Annotated in this window: 15 protein-coding genes; 4 read left to right on the forward strand and 11 right to left on the reverse strand. The window is 46.1% G+C overall.

The genetic code is table 11. From position 1 onward, the window contains the following. Positions 1–4: 4 nt before the first annotated feature. The 11 genes from L21SP3_RS06575 to L21SP3_RS06620 all read right to left on the reverse strand — a co-directional run bounded on the left by L21SP3_RS06575 (position 5) and on the right by L21SP3_RS06620 (position 14,208). Entirely contained in the window at positions 5–475 is a 471-nt protein-coding gene (locus L21SP3_RS06575; RefSeq protein ID WP_077540096.1) for a PTS sugar transporter subunit IIA, read from the reverse strand. 26 nt (positions 476–501) lie between these two features. After that, on the reverse strand, positions 502–816 hold the full coding sequence (hpf, locus tag L21SP3_RS06580; protein ID WP_077540097.1) for a ribosome hibernation-promoting factor, HPF/YfiA family: 315 nt from the start codon (positions 814–816) through the stop codon (positions 502–504). A gap of 48 nt (positions 817–864) precedes the next feature. After that, entirely contained in the window at positions 865–1,560 is a 696-nt protein-coding gene (locus L21SP3_RS06585) for a DUF502 domain-containing protein (RefSeq protein WP_077540098.1), read from the reverse strand. A gap of 245 nt (positions 1,561–1,805) precedes the next feature. Beyond that, complete coding sequence (locus L21SP3_RS06590) at positions 1,806–3,974, reverse strand: LamG-like jellyroll fold domain-containing protein (protein WP_077540099.1); 2,169 nt, start codon at positions 3,972–3,974, stop codon at positions 1,806–1,808. Positions 3,975–4,011: 37 nt separating this feature from the next. Further along, the gene (locus L21SP3_RS06595; RefSeq protein WP_077540100.1) at positions 4,012–6,156 is read right to left on the reverse strand and encodes a LamG-like jellyroll fold domain-containing protein; all 2,145 of its coding nucleotides are present in this window, start codon (positions 6,154–6,156) and stop codon (positions 4,012–4,014) included. Between the two features lie 222 nt (positions 6,157–6,378). Next, positions 6,379–7,794: a sulfatase family protein gene (locus tag L21SP3_RS06600; protein WP_227806742.1), complete on the reverse strand. Its 1,416-nt coding sequence runs from the start codon at positions 7,792–7,794 to the stop codon at positions 6,379–6,381. A 33-nt stretch (positions 7,795–7,827) separates the two neighbouring features. Continuing rightward, positions 7,828–8,739 carry a sulfatase-like hydrolase/transferase gene (locus tag L21SP3_RS06605; RefSeq protein ID WP_261340793.1) on the reverse strand — a complete coding sequence of 304 codons (912 nt, stop codon included), beginning with the start codon at positions 8,737–8,739 and terminating at the stop codon, positions 7,828–7,830. Beyond that, positions 8,729–9,250, reverse strand: a complete 522-nt coding sequence (locus tag L21SP3_RS12215; RefSeq protein ID WP_261340794.1) for a sulfatase-like hydrolase/transferase — start codon at positions 9,248–9,250, stop codon at positions 8,729–8,731. Before L21SP3_RS12215 ends, L21SP3_RS06605 begins: the two co-directional genes overlap by 11 nt. Positions 9,251–9,274: 24 nt before the next feature. Beyond that, positions 9,275–11,947, reverse strand: coding sequence for a LamG-like jellyroll fold domain-containing protein (locus L21SP3_RS06610; protein WP_077540101.1), 2,673 nt, complete (start codon positions 11,945–11,947; stop codon positions 9,275–9,277). A 35-nt stretch (positions 11,948–11,982) separates the two neighbouring features. After that, positions 11,983–13,695, reverse strand: coding sequence for a FecR family protein (locus L21SP3_RS06615; protein WP_077540102.1), 1,713 nt, complete (start codon positions 13,693–13,695; stop codon positions 11,983–11,985). After that, complete coding sequence (locus L21SP3_RS06620; RefSeq protein WP_077540103.1) at positions 13,696–14,208, reverse strand: sigma-70 family RNA polymerase sigma factor; 513 nt, start codon at positions 14,206–14,208, stop codon at positions 13,696–13,698. Positions 14,209–14,436: 228 nt separating this feature from the next. Between L21SP3_RS06620 and L21SP3_RS06625 the strand changes: the two genes are divergently transcribed. The 4 genes from L21SP3_RS06625 (at position 14,437) to gltA (ending at position 18,109) form a co-directional block, all read left to right on the forward strand. Then, the gene (locus tag L21SP3_RS06625; protein WP_227806743.1) at positions 14,437–15,045 is read left to right on the forward strand and encodes a ClpP family protease; all 609 of its coding nucleotides are present in this window, start codon (positions 14,437–14,439) and stop codon (positions 15,043–15,045) included. Between the two features lie 48 nt (positions 15,046–15,093). Continuing rightward, positions 15,094–15,699: an ATP-dependent Clp protease proteolytic subunit gene (locus L21SP3_RS06630; RefSeq protein ID WP_077540104.1), complete on the forward strand. Its 606-nt coding sequence runs from the start codon at positions 15,094–15,096 to the stop codon at positions 15,697–15,699. A 92-nt stretch (positions 15,700–15,791) separates the two neighbouring features. Next, positions 15,792–16,634 carry a sulfide/dihydroorotate dehydrogenase-like FAD/NAD-binding protein gene (locus tag L21SP3_RS06635; protein WP_077540105.1) on the forward strand — a complete coding sequence of 281 codons (843 nt, stop codon included), beginning with the start codon at positions 15,792–15,794 and terminating at the stop codon, positions 16,632–16,634. Beyond that, positions 16,634–18,109, forward strand: coding sequence for an NADPH-dependent glutamate synthase (gene gltA / locus L21SP3_RS06640; protein ID WP_077540106.1), 1,476 nt, complete (start codon positions 16,634–16,636; stop codon positions 18,107–18,109). Before L21SP3_RS06635 ends, gltA begins: the two co-directional genes overlap by 1 nt. Positions 18,110–18,386 lie beyond the last annotated feature (277 nt).

Here is an 18,386-nt window from a genome sequence, read left to right on the forward strand (position 1 = left end):
CTGGCTATATTTCGTCTCTGTCTGCTTCCTCAAGCAAAGTAACCACGTCTTCAGTGCTTTTAGACTGTCTCAGGAAACTCCTAAAGTCATCTTTTTGAAGATTTTTGAAGATAATCTCCATAGCCAGTAGGTGCTGGTCGGGGTTTGCTTCGGGGCCTATCACCAAAAAAACTGAATAAACGAGCTGCTTGTCCAGAGATAAGAAGTCTATGCCTTCTGAGCTCAAACCGAAAGCGCCTATAGGAGTATCTGCGAGAGAAGATTTGACATGGGGCACGGCAACACCCTTGCCGATTCCCGTACTTGCCTCATTTTCTCTGTCTATTACGGCTTTTACCGCCTGATCCCTTTTATCCTTATCCAACTGACCTGATTCAACAAGACTGTCAACCAGCTCAGTTATAACGCCGTCTCTATCGGTTGATTTAAGTTTAACTACTATCGCCTCTGGACAAACCAGCCCGTTCAGTTTCATATTATTCTCCAAGTTCAATTCTTAAATTACCCGGCGTGCATCGGGTTTCTTTCCTTTTCTTTTATTTTTTTCAGCTGCCTTTCGGCCTTTTCAAATGCTTCATCTATTATTTTAAAGAGATTGTCATCTTCTGAGCCCTGCTCTTTCACGACAAGCGGGGGATTATGACCGCCTTTTGTAATCACTTCCACTTTTGTAGTTTTACCCTCACCTCCATCTATTATTGTCTCAATAGACTCAACTGAACTGTAAAATTTCGGGAGCTTGTTAGCCTTAAGCTCTACGTGCTCTTTGATCCCTCGAGTTACCTCGAAATGTCTTCCTGTCAGTTTAAGTTCCATAATTTTCTCCTTTATAATTAATTAATTAACAGCTCAGTCAAAATACGCTCACTCACTGTCTTGTGTTTGCTCAAGCTGCAAGTCTTCCCACTCGGAAGGCGTTATCACGCCTCCGCTTATCGTGAACCTAAGCGCTTCTTCTACAGTCATATCCAGATCTATCACACTTCCCGCAGGAACCATAATAACATATCCGGTAAAAGGTGTAGGAGAGCTCGGGATAAAAATCGAAACCAGATCCATATCCAAACTCGCCGTAACCTGTTTTATACCCGAACCTGTTACCATACCGACAGACCATATCCCCGCACGGGGATACTCAACCGCAACGACTTTCTTAAAAGCAATAGAATGCTGAGAAAAAACGCTGTCGGTTACCTGCTTGATATTCGGGTATATATTTCTGACTATCGGAGCCCTTGCCGCAAGATTTTCAAAATATTTCCATATCGTTTTCCCGACAACGCTGGCAAGAAAAGCACCGAGAAAACATACGACAATAAAAATAACCAGAAAACCCGCTGTCTGGCCTTTTCCGTTTACCCAGAACTCAACAAGCTCTTCTCTGGGCTGGTCGCTGCCTGCCCAAATTATAAGCTTCACTATGAAGCCGTTTATATGCCTGCTCAAATTCTCCTGAATGAACAGATAAAACTGAACAAACAGCCAGAAAGTCAGGATAGTCGGGAGTAGTGCTGCAACGCCTCGGAGAAAGTAGTTTCTTATATCCCTGAATACTCTCATAAGTCTTTTGACTAACCTAATTAGCTTTTACATTTCTATAATAAATTTTACTATTAAAATGGATTATAGTCAACAGAAAATGGATTTATCAACCCCTCCGATTAACCTAACAGAATAAAATGGCCTTCCAAAACAAAAATTCATATCCCTGCTGAGGGCAATCTTTCAGTTTTGCCGGCGGGGAAACTAAAAAAGCTCCCCCGAAACGAGAGAGCTTTTTTGTTTTGAAATGTTAATATAAGGCGTTAGTCGAGCTGAGGATAGAGATTGGATTCATTCCAGTCCAGAGCGAACATCGCCAAATCAGCCAGATTGACTTTGCAGTCTCCGTTGAAGTCGTACTTGAGGCTTTCAGAGTATGGGTCTGTACAGAAATCTTCGCCCATAATATCATAGTACTGCTGGGCAATCTGCTCGTTGGTGAGTGCGTAGTTGTACATCTTGATTTCATCGAACACACCAAGCCCCGGATTGCCAAGCTGGCCGTCTGTCTCGCCTACACACATAATATATACGCGCTGCTCAAATTTACTGCGCATAAAGTCGTCGTTTGTCTGAACGAGCGATCCGTTTACATAAAGCCTGCCCGTCTGGTCTGCATCATTGACAAACGCAACATGCATCCACTCTCCCGGCGTAATGTAGTAGTCTTGCGGTACTCCCCACTGAACATAACCCGGAGTATTAACGGTTAGCTGTCCATCGGGCTGAATATCGAAGAACCAGTTGTTTTCTCCGCCGTCAGGATCCGAGCTGCAAATCAGCCCTGCCAGACCCCCGCTCGGAACAATATCACCAGTCCACTTAACCCAAAGTGAAACAGTCAGCTCTTCGGTATAAGGAGCTGGAACAATAGGCTCGGTTGCTGCAGCTGCCAAAGGCTCGGGAACAGTGTCAAAGCCCTGCCCTGTCTTTGCCGGGTCAACTCCGTCAACCCACTGCTCGGGCAGAGGTGCAAGGTTCGGGTCTGCATCAAGGCCTTCGCCTGAAGCATCTGTATAATCTCCGTCGAGAGGCCAGTAGCCAATCATACGCTTAACACCGAGCATTGCAGAATCTGAGTCTGCGCTTCCCTCTGCATTGCTCGCACGACAGAAGTATTCGCCCTGATCTGCCTTTTCAAGATTAGCTACAGAGAGGCTTGAGGTGTAGCTGTCCCCGTGCTGGGAAACACCGATAGTTATATCAGCGTCTGAATCGTCAACTATTGTTTCCGGGTCGCCTGCCTTTACCCACTCAACAGAGGCGGCTGTTTTACTCGTGAAAGCAGCATTGAAAGTGATTTGCTCGCCCGAAAAGTCTGCCTGATCATCGGGCGAATCAGTAATAACAGGTATTGCAGGGAGAGCCTCGAAATGCCAGATCGGGCCTGCTATATTTTCCTCAGAACCCTCTGCTGCATTGTTTATCTGCTCTTCGACCTGCCAATATACCTCATCACCCAGTTCAAATGTAAAAGGCACCTGCACAGGATCGCTGCCTGCCGGCACGAATGCGCTGAGCGCCTCAACATTATTGTTGGGGTCTGCGGGGTCGAATGTGGAATAGGCTGTAACGAAATGTCCTGTAACATCCGGGTTCGGATTTGCAGGGTCAGCAGGGTCGCCGGCAGTATCAAACTGAAGCGTGGTAACAGCTGCCGGGTCCACATTAATCTCTCCGTTTGCCGGCACAGGATTTCTCGGCCAAAGGTCGGGATTAACTGCATCTTCGAAAATTTGACCTCTTATAGGCGTTCCGGGAACCGCTTCCATTGCCACTACATTTGCCTGATCAACAAGTGCTGGAGGGTTGTTGGAATTATTCAGTCCTCCAAACACACCGTAACCGTCTTCAGGATCTGGAACCCAGCCCAAAACGCTGACAGTACGGTTGCCTGCAAGGTTTGTAACCTGCACTGAACCGGTAATCGTTTCAGTGTAAAGCCGGCCGTTAATCATCGCTATAAGCTCGCCTGTACCGGAATTGAACGAAACAAAGAGCCTGGTTTCAATGTTCGGATAAACCGGTCCGAGAGCCACTGCCACGCCGCCATCTCCGGAGGCATCGGTATCATTAAGGCTTTCGACAACAGCATTGCCTCCGCCGCTTCCGTTGGCTCCTTTAGAACCAAACGTGAGCATACCGTCGCAAATGAATATGCCGGTTCCATAGTTAGACCCGCCTACTTCTGTTACGATTACAGGACCGTCTGTTTTGGTAGTATCCGCTTCAGTGGGCGTAAACTTGGCTGTTAAGGTAATAAGTCCGGAATCTGCAATTGCTGTCATATCATCTGAGTTCTGCAGCTGACGTTCTGAATAGTCAACAATCGCATCAGCATCATCAAATCCAGGTACAATATCACCTGCAAAAGAAGCTGACGCAACTGAGAGACAAACGATTAGTATGAAAAATTTATATATCTTCATCATTTTATCTTCTCCATAAAATTTAATTAACAATTACCAACTACTCTAATGAGCTCAGATACAACTTATCATTGAGCCAGTCGATAGACAGAGCAGCAAGGTCATCGAAATCAACTGTACAGTCGCCGTTGAAATCGTATTTGAGGTTGTCTGCATTCGGCTCAACGCAAATCTGCTCGCCGCTGACATCATAGTAGATACCTGCAATCTCTTCGGGGCTCATGGCATAGTTGTAGATCCTTACATCATCAAAAACAGCTTCCAGCACATTGTTAAGGTTTTCGCTGTCTTCAAAATCTGATGCGAAGAATATCGGCTTGGACACCTGATTTATGCTGTATCTTCCGGGTTCTGTAATATCATATTGAGATCCATTTACATAAACCGCTGCCACTTCATCTGCTGATGCTGTAAATGCGATATGAGTCCATTCATTCCTTGCTATCTGGTAGAATGGATACGGGCTGTATCCCGGTGCATTTATCAGAATCCAGCCGTCTCTGTTGTCTATCTCGAGGAAGAAGCTGTTTTCGCTGTCATCCATAGAGCATACAATCTGGCGATAATTCAGAGTTGAGAAGCTGTCCGGCCCAGGCCATTTCAGCCATACAGACACGGTAATCTCATTGGTATATTCAGCAACATTCAACGGGTCTGTCTCACCGGCAGATTCACGATTGCCAATAGTGCTGATGGCCTGTCCTGTTTTTGCAGGATCAACGCCGTCAACCCACTGCTCCGGAACAGGGTCTGCATAAGGGGTTATGTCGTTGCCTTCACCGGAATAATCAATATAGTCTCCGTCGAACGGCCAATATACAACCATACGTTTAACAGCCATAGAAACTGATTCTGAATCTGCTGTCCCGAAGTCATTTTCTGCTGTGCAGTAGTAGTAGCCTTCGTCTGCAGCTTCCGGATTAGCTATGCTGAGGGTTGATGTGTATTCATCACCATTTTGAACAAGGTCAATCGTAACGTCCGGATCGGATTCGAGCAGTTCGGTGTCCGGGTCGCCTTCCTTAAACCAGGCAGCGCTTGCTGCGGATTTGCTGGTGAAGGTGAATTCGAATACGGCCTGCTGATCAGCAAATACGGCCTCATCCTCAGGCTGAATATCAGCCGCAGGCTTGGGCGGGAGTGTTTCGAAGCCCCAGAACGGGCCTGTAACATTGCCCGCATCACCTTCAGGTGCTCCGCTGATTTGCTCTTCCACTCTCCAGTAAATTGTCTGCCCGAGATCAAGCTCAAAAGTTTCTGGAGAATTTACCGTTACCGAAATCGGGTCTGTCCCGGCCGGTACAAATGTTCCGTAAAGCTCAGGAAGGCTGAGATTCGGGTCTGCGCCAGTTCCCTCATAGAAAGTAACAAAGTGCCCTGTTACATCAGGGTTCTGTGAGCCGGCATTTTCAGGGTCTTCAGCGGTATTGAAGCTTACCTCTGAAATAACAGCAGGGTCAATATTCTCTTCATTAACTTGAGGAGAGGGGGTGTTTGCCATAACACTGGGATTAACCGCCTGATTAAAAATCTGACCTCTCACAGGTGCGCCTGCTATCCCGCTGAACATCCAAGCATTAGAATCGCTAAGCAGAGGGTTTGTCCCGGCGAGTCCGCCCGTAGAACCTAATCCTGTATCGCCGAGAAAAGTAACAGCCTGATTACCGGTAAGGTTTGTAGAAGTTGGGGCGTTGTAAAGGTAGTTGATCTTTCTAACTCCGTTCACAGAGCTGAATACCATTCCAGTGGTAAGGTCTAATGATGCATAAACTTTATTTTCCTGCCCTTCCAAGGCCTTGCCCATTGCAACGGAAGAAGAACCGTCGCTGCCGTCAAGGTCGGTCAATTCTCTATCCGAGCTGTTCCCGCTTGTCCTGAGGGCGTAAACAATCTCGCCATTGCAGATATACAGACCGCTTCCAAACTTTGACCCGCCTGTTTCTATCAGCAAAACTGGGCCTGTTTCTTCTGTTACGTCTAATTCTGCAGGCGTAAATTTGGCGGCAAAGGTTATTTTGCTTGCCGGGTTCAATGATGTAATGTCGCTGCCGGTCTCATCGAAAGCAGCTGTATAGTCCACGAGGGCGTCCCCGTCATCAAACCAGGGGACAATTTCACCTGACCATGCCCCGGCAGCAATAAGAAACACAAATAAAAGGTTTAGAGATTTAATTTTTCTCTTCATTGTAAAACCTCCGTAATAATAAAATATTAAAAAACTAGTATCACACTTTTACGGGCGTGATAAACCAACTTGTGGCCGAAACAAACATTTTCTATTCAGCCAAAGGAAAAAAGATAATATCCCATACACATTCCTTTATTGAACTTTAATTTTAACAATCTCTTAAACTTCATAACATATAAAAGGTTTAAAGCGATTAATCTTAAAAACCATTACAATTTATTAAATCTGATGGTTGTAGGCATTAAGCTCAGTCTGAATACCTCTGTCTCCTTGGTCTTGCATCCATTCATCAAGTTTGGTTTTGAGTCTTTTGAAAACCTCTTCATAGCCGGGCTCATCGGCAAGGTTGTTAATATTTGCAGGATCCTCTTTGATGTTGTACAGCTCGAATTCCGGGCGGTGCTGATATTTATGCGTATATTTCTGTGCGTGCTCATCGCCGGCTGCGGCTAAATCAAGCATAGACTGAAATTCCGAGCTTGGGTTCTCGGTAGTTACATTTTGAAACTCATTATTTGGCATCAAATTCCAAATCAGCCTGTAGTTTTCATCCCTCACAGAGCGTATCGGGTATGGCTGCTTGTTTTTGAGTATTCCTGTTGATGTATGTATGCCGAATGTATAGTCTTTATGTTCTTTTGTTTTGCCGGTGAGCAGGCCGAGCATACTCTTGCCGTCGAGAACCTCGGGAGGATTTCCGCCTGCTGCTTCAATGAAAGTGGGCGTAACATCAACATATTCCACGATCGCTTCGCTTATGCTGCCAGCTTCAACTTTCCCCGGCCAGCGGACAATCATAATCGACCCGAGACCGTCTTCATAGCATGTCCATTTGGCAAAGGGAAGAGCATTGCCCTGCTCAGAAACCACCATTACCATTGTATTATCTGAAAGGCCGTATTCATCAAGCAGATTAAGAAGCTGACCTACCTGATTGTCGAAATAAGTGATCTCAGCGAGATATTTCGTCATAGACTCCCTAACCACAGGAGTGTCGGGTATATACGGACGAAGCTCAACCTCATCAGCATCGTAAGCGGAAGGGTTGCCTTTATTCCAAGGAGTATGCGGCTCATTTGAGCATGCAAAGAGGCAGAACGGAGTTTGCGTATCTTTGCATTCTGAGAACAAGCTCTCAACAGCTCCCATATCGGGATTCTTGCTGCCGCTGTATTCAAACGGAAAAACTTCATCCGGCGCAATGTGGGTTTTGCCTGAAAGAGCAACCCTATACCCCAGCGGCTTAAGATAATGAACGATGCTTTTAGTGCCTTCTTTTGCGAAAGCGTGGTTGGGATACGCCCCGCTCTTCACGGGATAAAGGCCTGTGTAGATATTATGTCTTGTGGGCGAGCACATCGGGGCAGCCTGAAAGCAGTTTGTAAATTTCATACCTTCAGGAACAAGCTTATCGATGTTGGGGGTATGAGCCTGACCGCCATAGCAGCCGATATCCCTGTAGGTGCAGTCGTCTGCCATTATAAAGAGGAAGTTAGGCTTATCACTGCCCGTATTGCTAATCTTCTTATTCAGCTTGAAATTTTCAGATGCAAAAATGGACTCTGCCATACTGCTCGACTGAACAGCGGAAAATGCTGCAACGCCGGCTAATTTAATAAAATTTCTTCTTTCCACTTTTAATTCCTGTAAAAAAACACGGTTTCATATTTAGTATATGTGATTCTGGTTTTTTGCGGCCTTAAAGGCTTGCATTGTATCTATTGGAGCCCCGGGGTCGTTCTCCTGAGCCATCCATTTATCGAGCCTGTCGCTTAATTTATTCTTTATTTCGGCGTATTTAGGGTTATCAGCGAGGTTGTTCATTTCGTAAGGGTCTTCTGCTGTATGATAAAGCTGCTCGGGCGGTCTTCGGGTAAACCTTTCTACCAACTCATACACGTCTTTTTGATTATAAGAACGCTTGACCCATGAATGCCAGAAGTCTGAACCACCCATCACGTGTTTTTCAATGTAGATCCTATCCGGGCAGAGGTTTCGTATGTATCTATACTGCCCGTCAAAGACTGTCCGGATAGGGTACTGCGGTCCTTCGGGTACGTTATTGTGTATGCCGAACACGTAATCACGGTGTTTATGGGTATTGCCTTTAATCACGTCGAGAAAGCTTTTCCCGTCGAATTCAAACTGCTCCGGATCCCCGCCGGCAAGTTCAACAACCGTCGGCAGGAAATCGCAGTACTGAACTAAGGCATCCGTGCGTTTATTCACAGGCGAAATCCCGGGCCAGCGGGCAATCAATGCTGTATGCAGGCCGGTATCCCAATTTGTCCATTTATTTCCGGGAAACTTCGAGCCCTGCTCGGATGTGAAAAGCACAAGGGTGTTATCCGCCTTTCCGGACTGCTCAAGGGCTTGTAAAATATCGCCTACCTGCGAATCCATATAGGTAATTTCTGCAAGATAGTCTGAAAAATTCTCGCGTGTTTCCTGAGTGTCTGCCATATTTGGAGGCAGCTTGAGCTGATTCGCCGGATATCTGCTTGCATCCCCCATAACCCAAGGCGCATGCGGCTCAACAAGGCACACAGCAAGATAGAACGGGGCAGAATCATCTTCCATATACTGCCTGATGTATTGCGTATCGTGCGGGCTGGGTGGGGTTTCTCACACACTTTGAATCAAAGCCGTCCAAGTAGTCAAACGGGAATTCAGATTTCGGCCTTAAATGCCTCTTGCCAGTGAGCCCTGCCCTGTATCCCAGATTACTGAGATAATCAGGCGTGCTTTTAATGTCGTTTCTGCATTTGGAATGATTCCAGCTTGCCCCGTTGCTTATTGGGTGAAGCCCTGTCTGCAATTCCGAGCGGCAAGGCAGACACATAGCCTCTGAGAGGTAGGCTTTGTTGAAAACAAGCCCTTCAGATGCAAGCTGATTTATATTTGGTGTATAGGCGTTCCGGCCTCTGTAGAGGGGCAGGTCGCTGAAAGTACAGTCGTCTGCCATTATCACAAGCACGTTTGGTCGAGATGAATTCGTCTCGTTTGAGAAAGAATAATCCGCTGAGACATCCGGGAGCATCGAAGAAAATGCTGCAAAGCCTGCTAATTTTATAAAATTTCTTCTCTTCATTTAATCAGCTCTGTTTAACAAATCTCACCGCTTAAAGTTTTCCTGCCACAAAATGGCTATTTGATTGAAATCATTAATATCTATAGCACCATCTGAAAGCGGGTCTTTGGGGCATAACGCCGGCGAAACCGGCTGCATAACAAGCTGGTAGGTACCGCCATAGACATACACAACTTCCTCGTGGCTCAGGCTTTTGTTGTAAATCCTGAATTCATCTATTTTCGCCTGAAGGAAGTGGCCTTCTCCTGAAGCGGAAGAACCTATACTGGAACCACCAGCCATTTGATAATCAGCAGAGGTAAGCGAGGTTTTGCCTTGAGATACTAAAACCCCGTCCTTATAAATCTTAGTTAATTCTCCAGCTTTATTCGTAATGCAGAGATGATGCCAGCCGGCCTGAACATCGGGATTAACGGGAAACTCATACTCTGCCTCGCTCTCAAGCTCTGTACTTGAGGCAGCGTTTAAGAATTCAATGGAATTTCTTGTTTCCCATACATCCGGCTGATCCAAAAACCAGAAACTGATTGTGAATCCATGGTTTACTGAATCAAAAACGCCCTCAGGAAGGCTTATTCCGAAGCTTCCGTCCAGCTCTATACATCCGCCTTCAGCACCGGACGAATCCCAGACAGAGTCCGGATTATCCGCTTCTACAGCTGCATCGTACGAATTGCCCGAATTGTCATGAGCAACGTCCCCGCTGGTTTCGTCGAATGGATAGTAAACCACCAGCCCATCGGGCTCTTGTGATGCAGCAAAAATCCAGTGGCTCTGCAAAAGCCAGTTTTCCGCTAAAAGCTGCAGGTCCTGAAGGTTTATAAGGCAGTCGCCATTGATATCGGCAGGCTGATTGCTGTTTTCAATGCAGCGTTTGATGTCCAGAGCTATAGAGTCTATTGAAATCACGCCTGCAGCGGGCTGAGAAGGAGAATTCTCAAGGCCGAATTCCAAAGAAGCAATTTCAGAAATATCAACGCCCCCGCTTGAGAATTCTTCAAGCTTAATCCTTACCCGAGACGCAGCAGGATAAATCAAATCTTCCTGCAAGTATGCCTTTCTGCTGTTTCCTGCGGAATCTTCCAATTCAACATAGAAATCTGAAGGCTGATTGTCAGGGTTTCCTCTTAAATAAAATTCTAAAATCTCAGTCCCGCTGGCAGAGAAATCTTTAGGGTTGTTGAAAATTCTTTTAACTTCCGACTTTTCTGTACCGCTTTGATTCTGATAGCTGATTTTCAAGGATTTTCCGTATGCGGGAAGGCCAAGTTCAATCGAGGAACCTGTGGAATTTGACGAGCCGTCCTGCCAATCAGCAAGCAGCTGAGTATCTGTGGAGTATTGGTCGAAATCCTCAATCATTCTCGGATTGTCGCAGGAAAGCTCCAGCACCTCACTGCCGGCCTGCACATCTGGCTGCGAGGGGACATAACAGTCAACTCGGCAATAGTATTGCTCGCCAACATACATTCCAGCTGTATCAACCTGCCAGGAAGTTTCGCTGATGCCCGTAACGGATGATACAATCTGATTGAAGCCTTCATCTGAGGCTATAAGAACATCGTAAAGGACTTCTGGATAGAGCTGTGGGAGAAGGTCATCCGGCCTTTCCCAGCTGAGAGATACAGAAGGCAGAATCCCGCTTGCGCTTAAATTCTTCGGTGAAGCGTCAAGTGGAGCGGTAGTTATAGACCATACCTGCCCTTCCCACGGACTTTCAGCGTAATTTGAATTTATCGCTTCGACTTTCCAGTGATACGTTGTCTGCTCATCGAGGAAAAGCTGGTTTTCAGCGAGGTCAAGTTCAAAACGTCCCTGCAAATCAGGTCCGGAAATCTGAGGCTGCGAAATCAGCGTGCCAAAGTGGTTAGACTCCTGAGCATTCATAACGTCCTGATACGATGTGCCGAAATATACGTTGTAACTGCTGGCATACATCCCGCCTGCCCAAGACAGCGCAGGCAGTGAAACCGGTACAACAGCTTCGCTTTCAGGAGAAGGATTGCAGGCCTCAGGAGGGCTTACAGCCTGATCGAAAATCTGCCCTCTAACAGGCGCGCCTTGAACGCCCTGAAAAATCTGACGGTTTTTCTGATTAAGCAGAGGTTCTGTATAGTTGTCATTCAAGCCGCCCATATGGATAGAGAGCTGATTCTTGCCCAGAAATGCCGCGGTTCGATTGCCGGTAAGGTCTGTTGACTGCGGGGCATTGAGAAGGTATTTAACCTGCCTCTGGCCATTTACAGAAGAAAATACCATACCCTTCTGAAGGTTTAGGGACACGTAAACCTTATTCTCCTGATTCGCATCCAGCTCACCCAGCACTACTGAGAGAGCCCCGTCAACATTGTCCAAATCCATCAATTCACGAACCGGAGCATCGCCCCCAGTTCTAACGGCATAAACCAGCTGACCGCCGCAGATATACAGGCCGCTGCCGTGCAAAACGCCGCCTACCTCAATTATAACTACCGGGCCGGTCTGCTCGCCCAAATCCGCCTGAGAAGGAGTGAATTTCGCAGCGAAAGTAATCTCGCTTTCAGGATCAAGCTCTGGAACATCATTAGAAGAGCCGTCTTTGGCTGCGGTATAGTCAACCAGAGCTTCTGAATCATTAAGCCAAGGGACAATCTCCCCCGCCCAAGCAGGAACAAAGGAAAAACTTATGAAAACTAAAAGATAAACGAATTTTAACATAGCTAAATCTCTTAAAAACACAAAAATACCAAAATTTATTCGATCGGTTCAAAGTGAAGCTTCGGATTTACGAAGAGCGGCATTGCCAAACCGGCGTTGCCCTTGCCCTTGCCGACCGGAACAAAGGAGCAGATCGTAAGGAAACGGTCGTTCGGGTTTAGTTTTATATCAAAATCTACCGGCTTATCTACCGGCGTTTGATTATTCACCTCAAATCGAAGCTTGCCGTCCACTATAACCTGCATATCGCATACAATCGAAGAGAAGCTGGATTTGTCAGCCCATTTTTCAGGTTTCTCGAATATTTGATCATTAAAAATGCTGTCTGAAAGGCCGAATCTCGCAGTAAACCTGGATATACGAGAATACGGCGCAATTTCTCTAATCTTTTTAAGGTCAAAGGTAACACCCTGCTCGGGGTGCAAATATATAGCGGAGGTCTGCGGGTATGTTTGCCTGACGCCTTTCAGAGTCATCACATGAGGCAAAACAGGGCCTACCCGCGGATGAAAGGCCCCGTTTATTACCCCTGTCCTGTACTTTACGTTAGTGTCGGGAAGTCCGTTGGATTTATGACCCTTGCTGGACACCTTAACAGGCCCCTTGCCTCCGTCCGGCATAAAGACACCATCGATAAGGGGAAGGGAATCCACTGTCTGATAATCAGAGTACTCATGGAAAACTAATTCAAAGTCTTTTATATTATCCGAATATTTTCCTTTTATCGTCATTAATCCGCTTTTGTATTTGCCTGTTCCAAGGCCGTTTCCCCCGCCTACCATATCCGCAAGGTCAAGGGTTTTCTGCCCTCTCCAAACAGCCTTGAATTGAGATTCTATAGAGCGTGCAAATTTGTCGGTTTCCGAGTTTATCTCTACCGCATCGGAGTTTCCGCCTGAGATTCCGAGAGCTTTTCCCTTTGTCAGCTCTTTTTTAGTCTTTTTAAGCCAGGAATTACCGCTTATAAAGGCTGCCTTGCCCTTTATCATGTGCGCTTCAGTCCAGCCTTTTTTGTCTTTATAAATTCCGAATTCAGTACCGAGGTCTATAAGGCGCATATTATCGGAATGAACGGTAAATCCGATTCCCTGTTCGCCTACGTTTGCATAAATGCTGCCGAAATTCAGCTGTATATCGCTCTGCTTGGTAAGTTCAAACTCTGCAGGAGCCTCAATCGTTATATGGACATCGCTGGGCGTTTTAAGCTCAAGGAAGCCCTCGGAAAGTTCTACCTTTTTATTCGCCCAGATTATATCACCGCTTGAGAGAGCGGCTGATGAATCGGAAAATTCTGCGTTTAATGAATCCTCAACATAACCCGCCTTAATCGACTGATCAGTTCTTTGTGCAAATGTAAGAATCAATGCAATCGCAATCATTGCAGCAACAGAAACCGCAAATGCTGCCACTGAAGACTTGCTGTAATGCCGCTTGGGGATATCGTAGTGCACATCTTCAATAAGACATGGCTGCTTCTTCTCATGCCTGCATTTTCTAATTGCAGGCGCACGCTTTTCAGCTTCGATAATTTTCTTGGCAAGCTCATCGTCTATGTTTGGAACAGAAGAGATGTTTACTTCTTTGAGGGTCCCGTAAACATTTATATATTTTTTGTAGAGTGCTCTGGCCTCAGGACTTTTTCTTAATAGCTCCTGAACTGAATCGAATTCCTCTCTGCTCGCAGTTCCTTCCAGGAGCTTTAATACTTTAAGGCCGAACTGTTTTTTTTCATTCTTAGAATTAAACATTTACATCTTCCTCTCGATACAGCTCAGCAAAACAAGATGTATATTGTTCAGTCTTCGGTAAATGGTATGTATGCTTTTGTCGTAAAAGGTTGCGATTTTCTTTACTGTCCATCCCTTTTGATATCTCATTTCTATTATTTGGGCAAAGCCGTACTGGAGCTGGTCTATACATTCTTTAAGTATTCCGTTTATCCTTACTAATTCAGGGCTGTCCTGCTCTCCGCTAAGCAGCTCTAATATATCATCATCAAAAACCATTTTCGATTCCCTGCTCTTCCTTATAAACTGAAGGGCCTTGTATTTTGCTGTTACGCATGCCCATGCAGTGAAGCTGGAATCTCTTTCGAATTTGTCAAATTTCTCCCAGAGCGAGGTTACCGTATCCTGATAAATATCCTCAGCATCAGAATAGTTTGGTACAATCGAAAGTATGTACCTGAAAACCAGCCTCTGGTTTTGGGTAACCAGATTCAGGAATAATTTCGTATCGGAATCTTCTGATTTTCGTTTCATATTTCTATCCCCTGAATATCATTTCAACTGTTTATCCGCTTAAGCCCTGTTTTTTTGCAAAATAACAAAATTTTTATTTTGACTGTTTATTACAGCTCCGCCTAAAACTATAATGGCTGGGCAGACACAAAAAAACATAGAAAAATTCAAAGCTGTATATATAATGCAAAACTTAAGGTTTTATCCGGATTATTATAAAGAATAACAAATAAACAAGAAGGCGAATATATGAACGAAACAATCAGAGACAGAATGCTCTACGGGGCATCAGCTTACAGCCCTCCTTATCAGCGTACTCGGGAAATGACTCTCGACGAGATGCTTCTGGATAACCGAATTCTGTTTATGATAGGCGAAATCAATTACAGGATGTCCACAGAAGTGATTATGAAGCTTCTGCACCTTGAGAATAATAAGCCCGGGGCGGAGATAAGCATGTATATAAATTCTCCCGGAGGCAGCGTGGATGATACGATGGCAATCTACGATACAATGCGATTTATCAGCTCGCCTGTTTCAACATACTGCATCGGAAGGGCTCAGTCCGGAGGGGCTATAATACTTGCCTCCGGAGCGGAAGGTAAACGCTTCGCACTGCCTCACGCAAAAGTGATGATCCATCAGCCTTGGGGCGGCGTAACAGGCCAGGCAGAAGACGTGCATATTCAGGCCGAAGAGATTATTAGAAGCAAAAATATAATCAACGGAATCCTCGCTAAGCATACGAATAAAACCGTTGAGCAGCTTCAGGAAGACACCGAAAGAGATAAGTATATGACGGCAGAAGAAGCGAAGAAATACGGCATTATCGACGACGTTCTTGAAACGCCGGAATGATAGTCAGTTATCTTGATTAGATTGCAAATAACTTTATAAGGAAAAATAATGGTATCGAATCAGTTAATACCGATGGTAATAGAAAAGGAAGGACGCGGAGAAAGAGCTTACGACATCTATTCGCGTCTTTTGAAAGACCGTATCGTTTTTCTCGGCGGCGGAGTTGACGACAACATAGCAAATTTGGTGATAGCTCAGCTGCTCTTTTTAAGCAATGAAGACAGCGAGGCAGATATCCATTTCTACATAAACTCTCCCGGCGGTTCAGTAAGCGCGGGGCTGGCTGTTTATGATACAATGCGCTTTCTCCGGTGCGACGTTGCAACATACTGCATCGGGCAGGCAGCCAGTATGGGGGCGGTTCTCTTCGCCGGCGGAACAGAAGGCAAGAGATGTATGCTGCCAAACAGCAGGATACTGCTGCATCAGCCTCTGATATCCGGCGTAATGCAGGGGCCAGCAACCGACCTTGAGATTGAGGCGAAGGAGATTATCCGTCTTCGCAAGAGACTATACAGCATCCTCTCATTCCACACAGGAAAAAGCGAGGAGCAGGTTGTAAAAGACTGCGACAGAAACCTTTGGCTTGAAGCTCAGGAATCAATAGATTACGGGCTTGCTGATAAGATCCTCGAAAAAGAGCCTGCAAAATAATGCAGGTTGAGTTTGACATTAAAAAGTAATCTGCTTGAATTACTGCAGATTGCTTTTCTTTTTGGTAATTAGCTGTATTTAAGGAACTGCTTATGGCACACAAAATTGTTGACAAAGAAAAATTAAGTGAAAATGTTTACAGAATGGAAATTGAAGCGAAATACGTTGCCGAGGCAAGAGAGCCCGGGCAGTTCGTATTAATCGCTTACGATAACGACAGGAGCGAGAGGATCCCGCTTACGATTGCTGATGTTGATCTTGATAAGGGAACGATAACAGTTATATTCCAGGCAGTAGGCAAATCAACTCTCGAATTTGCCTCGCTGAACATTGGAGACAGCTTTGATGCTGTAGCCGGACCTCTTGGAAACCCGACAGATATTGAAAAATACGGCAGGGTTGTCTGCGTAGGCGGCGGGATCGGCAATGCCCCGCTTTACCCAATCGCTAAGGCTTTGAAGCAGGCTGGCAACGAGGTTATCTCCATTCTCGGTGCAAGAACAAAGGAGCTTCTCATCCTCGAAGAGCAGTTCAAAGAGATTAGCGATAAAACTATCGCCGTAACAGACGACGGCTCCTACGGAAGAAAGGCTCTGGTAACCGAGCCCCTCGAAGAGCTGTGCTCAGGCGGAGATGTTGATCTCTGCTGTGCTATTGGACCTGCAGTAATGATGAAATTCTGCTGCCAGACGACAAAAAAATATAACATCCCGACGATAGTATCTCTCAACAGCATAATGGTTGACGGAACAGGGATGTGCGGAGGCTGCAGAGTAGAAGTTGGCGGGGAAACGAAATTCACCTGCGTTGACGGGCCGGAATTCGACGGACACAAGGTTGATTTCGACCAGCTGATCAAAAGACTCGGTTCGTACAAGAAATATGAGCAGCAGGCCGTTGCTGAGCATAACTGCAAACTGGAGGGCAAACTGTAATGAAAAGCAATATGGAACTTCTCAAAGAGCTGATGGAGAAAGAGGCTGCCGGCGAGCTTACAAATAAAGAACGTATGAAGATTCCCCAGCAGCCGATGCCCGAACAGGATCCCGATGAAAGGCGAAGCAACATAAACGAAGTTGCCCAAGGATACACCGAGCAGCAGGCGAGAATTGAAGCGATGCGATGCCTAGACTGCAAAAACGCCCCCTGCATTGACGGCTGCCCTGTGCGGATTGATATACGAAGCTTCGTAAAGCAGATAGCAAACGGGAAATTCACCGAGGCCCTTGACACAATAAAGCAAACTTCGCTTCTGCCTGCGGTTTGCGGAAGGGTATGCCCGCAGGAAACGCAGTGTCAGGAAACCTGCACTCTGGGCAAGGTGATGAAAGATCCGATGAAGTCTGTCTCTATCGGCAGACTGGAAAGATACGTGGCAGACCGCTGCGCAAGTGATTCCGAATCACCCAAGGTTGCTCCGGATACCGGAAAAAAGGTAGCTATTGTAGGCTCTGGGCCGGGCGGGCTCGTTGCCGCTGCGGACTGCAGAAGAGCTGGCCATAAGGTTGCTGTATTCGAGGCATTCCACAAGCCCGGAGGCGTACTTATGTACGGTATTCCGGAATTCAGGCTGCCCAAGGAGCTTGTAGCAAAAGAGATCGAAACGCTCCAGCAGATGGATGTTGAGATAATCTGCAATTTCATTATCGGCAAAACTCGCTCAATCAGCCAGCTTATGAATGAAGACGGCTACGATGCAATGTTTCTCGCTGTGGGGGCGGGTCTGCCCAGATTTATGAATATACCGGGCGAGAATCTCATAGGCGTTTACAGCGCTAATGAATACCTCACACGAGCCAACCTTATGAACGCCTACAAATTCGGCAGTGAATCTGATACGCCGATAATCAGGGGCGGAAAGGTTGCCGTTATTGGCGGGGGCAATGTAGCGATGGATGCTGCAAGAACCGCCCTTAGGCTCGGCGCTGAAAGCGTGAAGCTTGTTTACAGACGTACAGAGCAGGAAATGCCGGCAAGGATTGAAGAAATTCACCACGCAAAAGAAGAAGGCGTTGAAGTGAATATCCTCAAGAGCCCGATTGAATACAAAGGCGATGATGAAGGCTGGGTGAAGTCTATGGTGTGTCAGAGCTTTGAGCTCGGCGAACCGGACGATTCCGGCAGAAGAAGACCTGTTCCGATAGAAGGCTCGGAAGAGGAATTCGAGATTGACACTGTAATCGTGGCTATTGGAAACAAGGCCAACCCCCTGCTCAGAAGAGCCACCCCTGAGCTTGAATACAACAAATGGGGAAATATAAACATTGGCGATAATTGCGAAACGAACCTCCCGGGAGTTTATGCGGGAGGAGACGCCGCACTCGGCGCGGCTACTGTAATACTTGCAATGGGGCACGGAAGAACGGCAGCAAAAGAAATTAACGATTACCTCTCAAACGAAAAAATCTGATTTACAAAATTCAATTTACAACACAAGCAAACTGCCTCTGATTTGCAGGGGCAGTTTTTTAATTATTAATAAAAACCTCGCATACATCTCTTTTATGCAGCTGATTAACCCGAGCAATAAAAACATTAAAGACAGGATAATATTTAACACTCTGTCAATTCCTATACTAATGCCCGTCTGACATAAGGCTTGCCAAACTGTCATATTGACACCTTGAAAAGGTTATATAACCGTTCCGGCCTCTGTTTCACTGCCTGACACACGCAAAATGCTTGTG

It is taken from the genome of Sedimentisphaera cyanobacteriorum, assembly GCF_001997385.1.
GTDB lineage: Bacteria > Planctomycetota > Phycisphaerae > Sedimentisphaerales > Sedimentisphaeraceae > Sedimentisphaera > Sedimentisphaera cyanobacteriorum.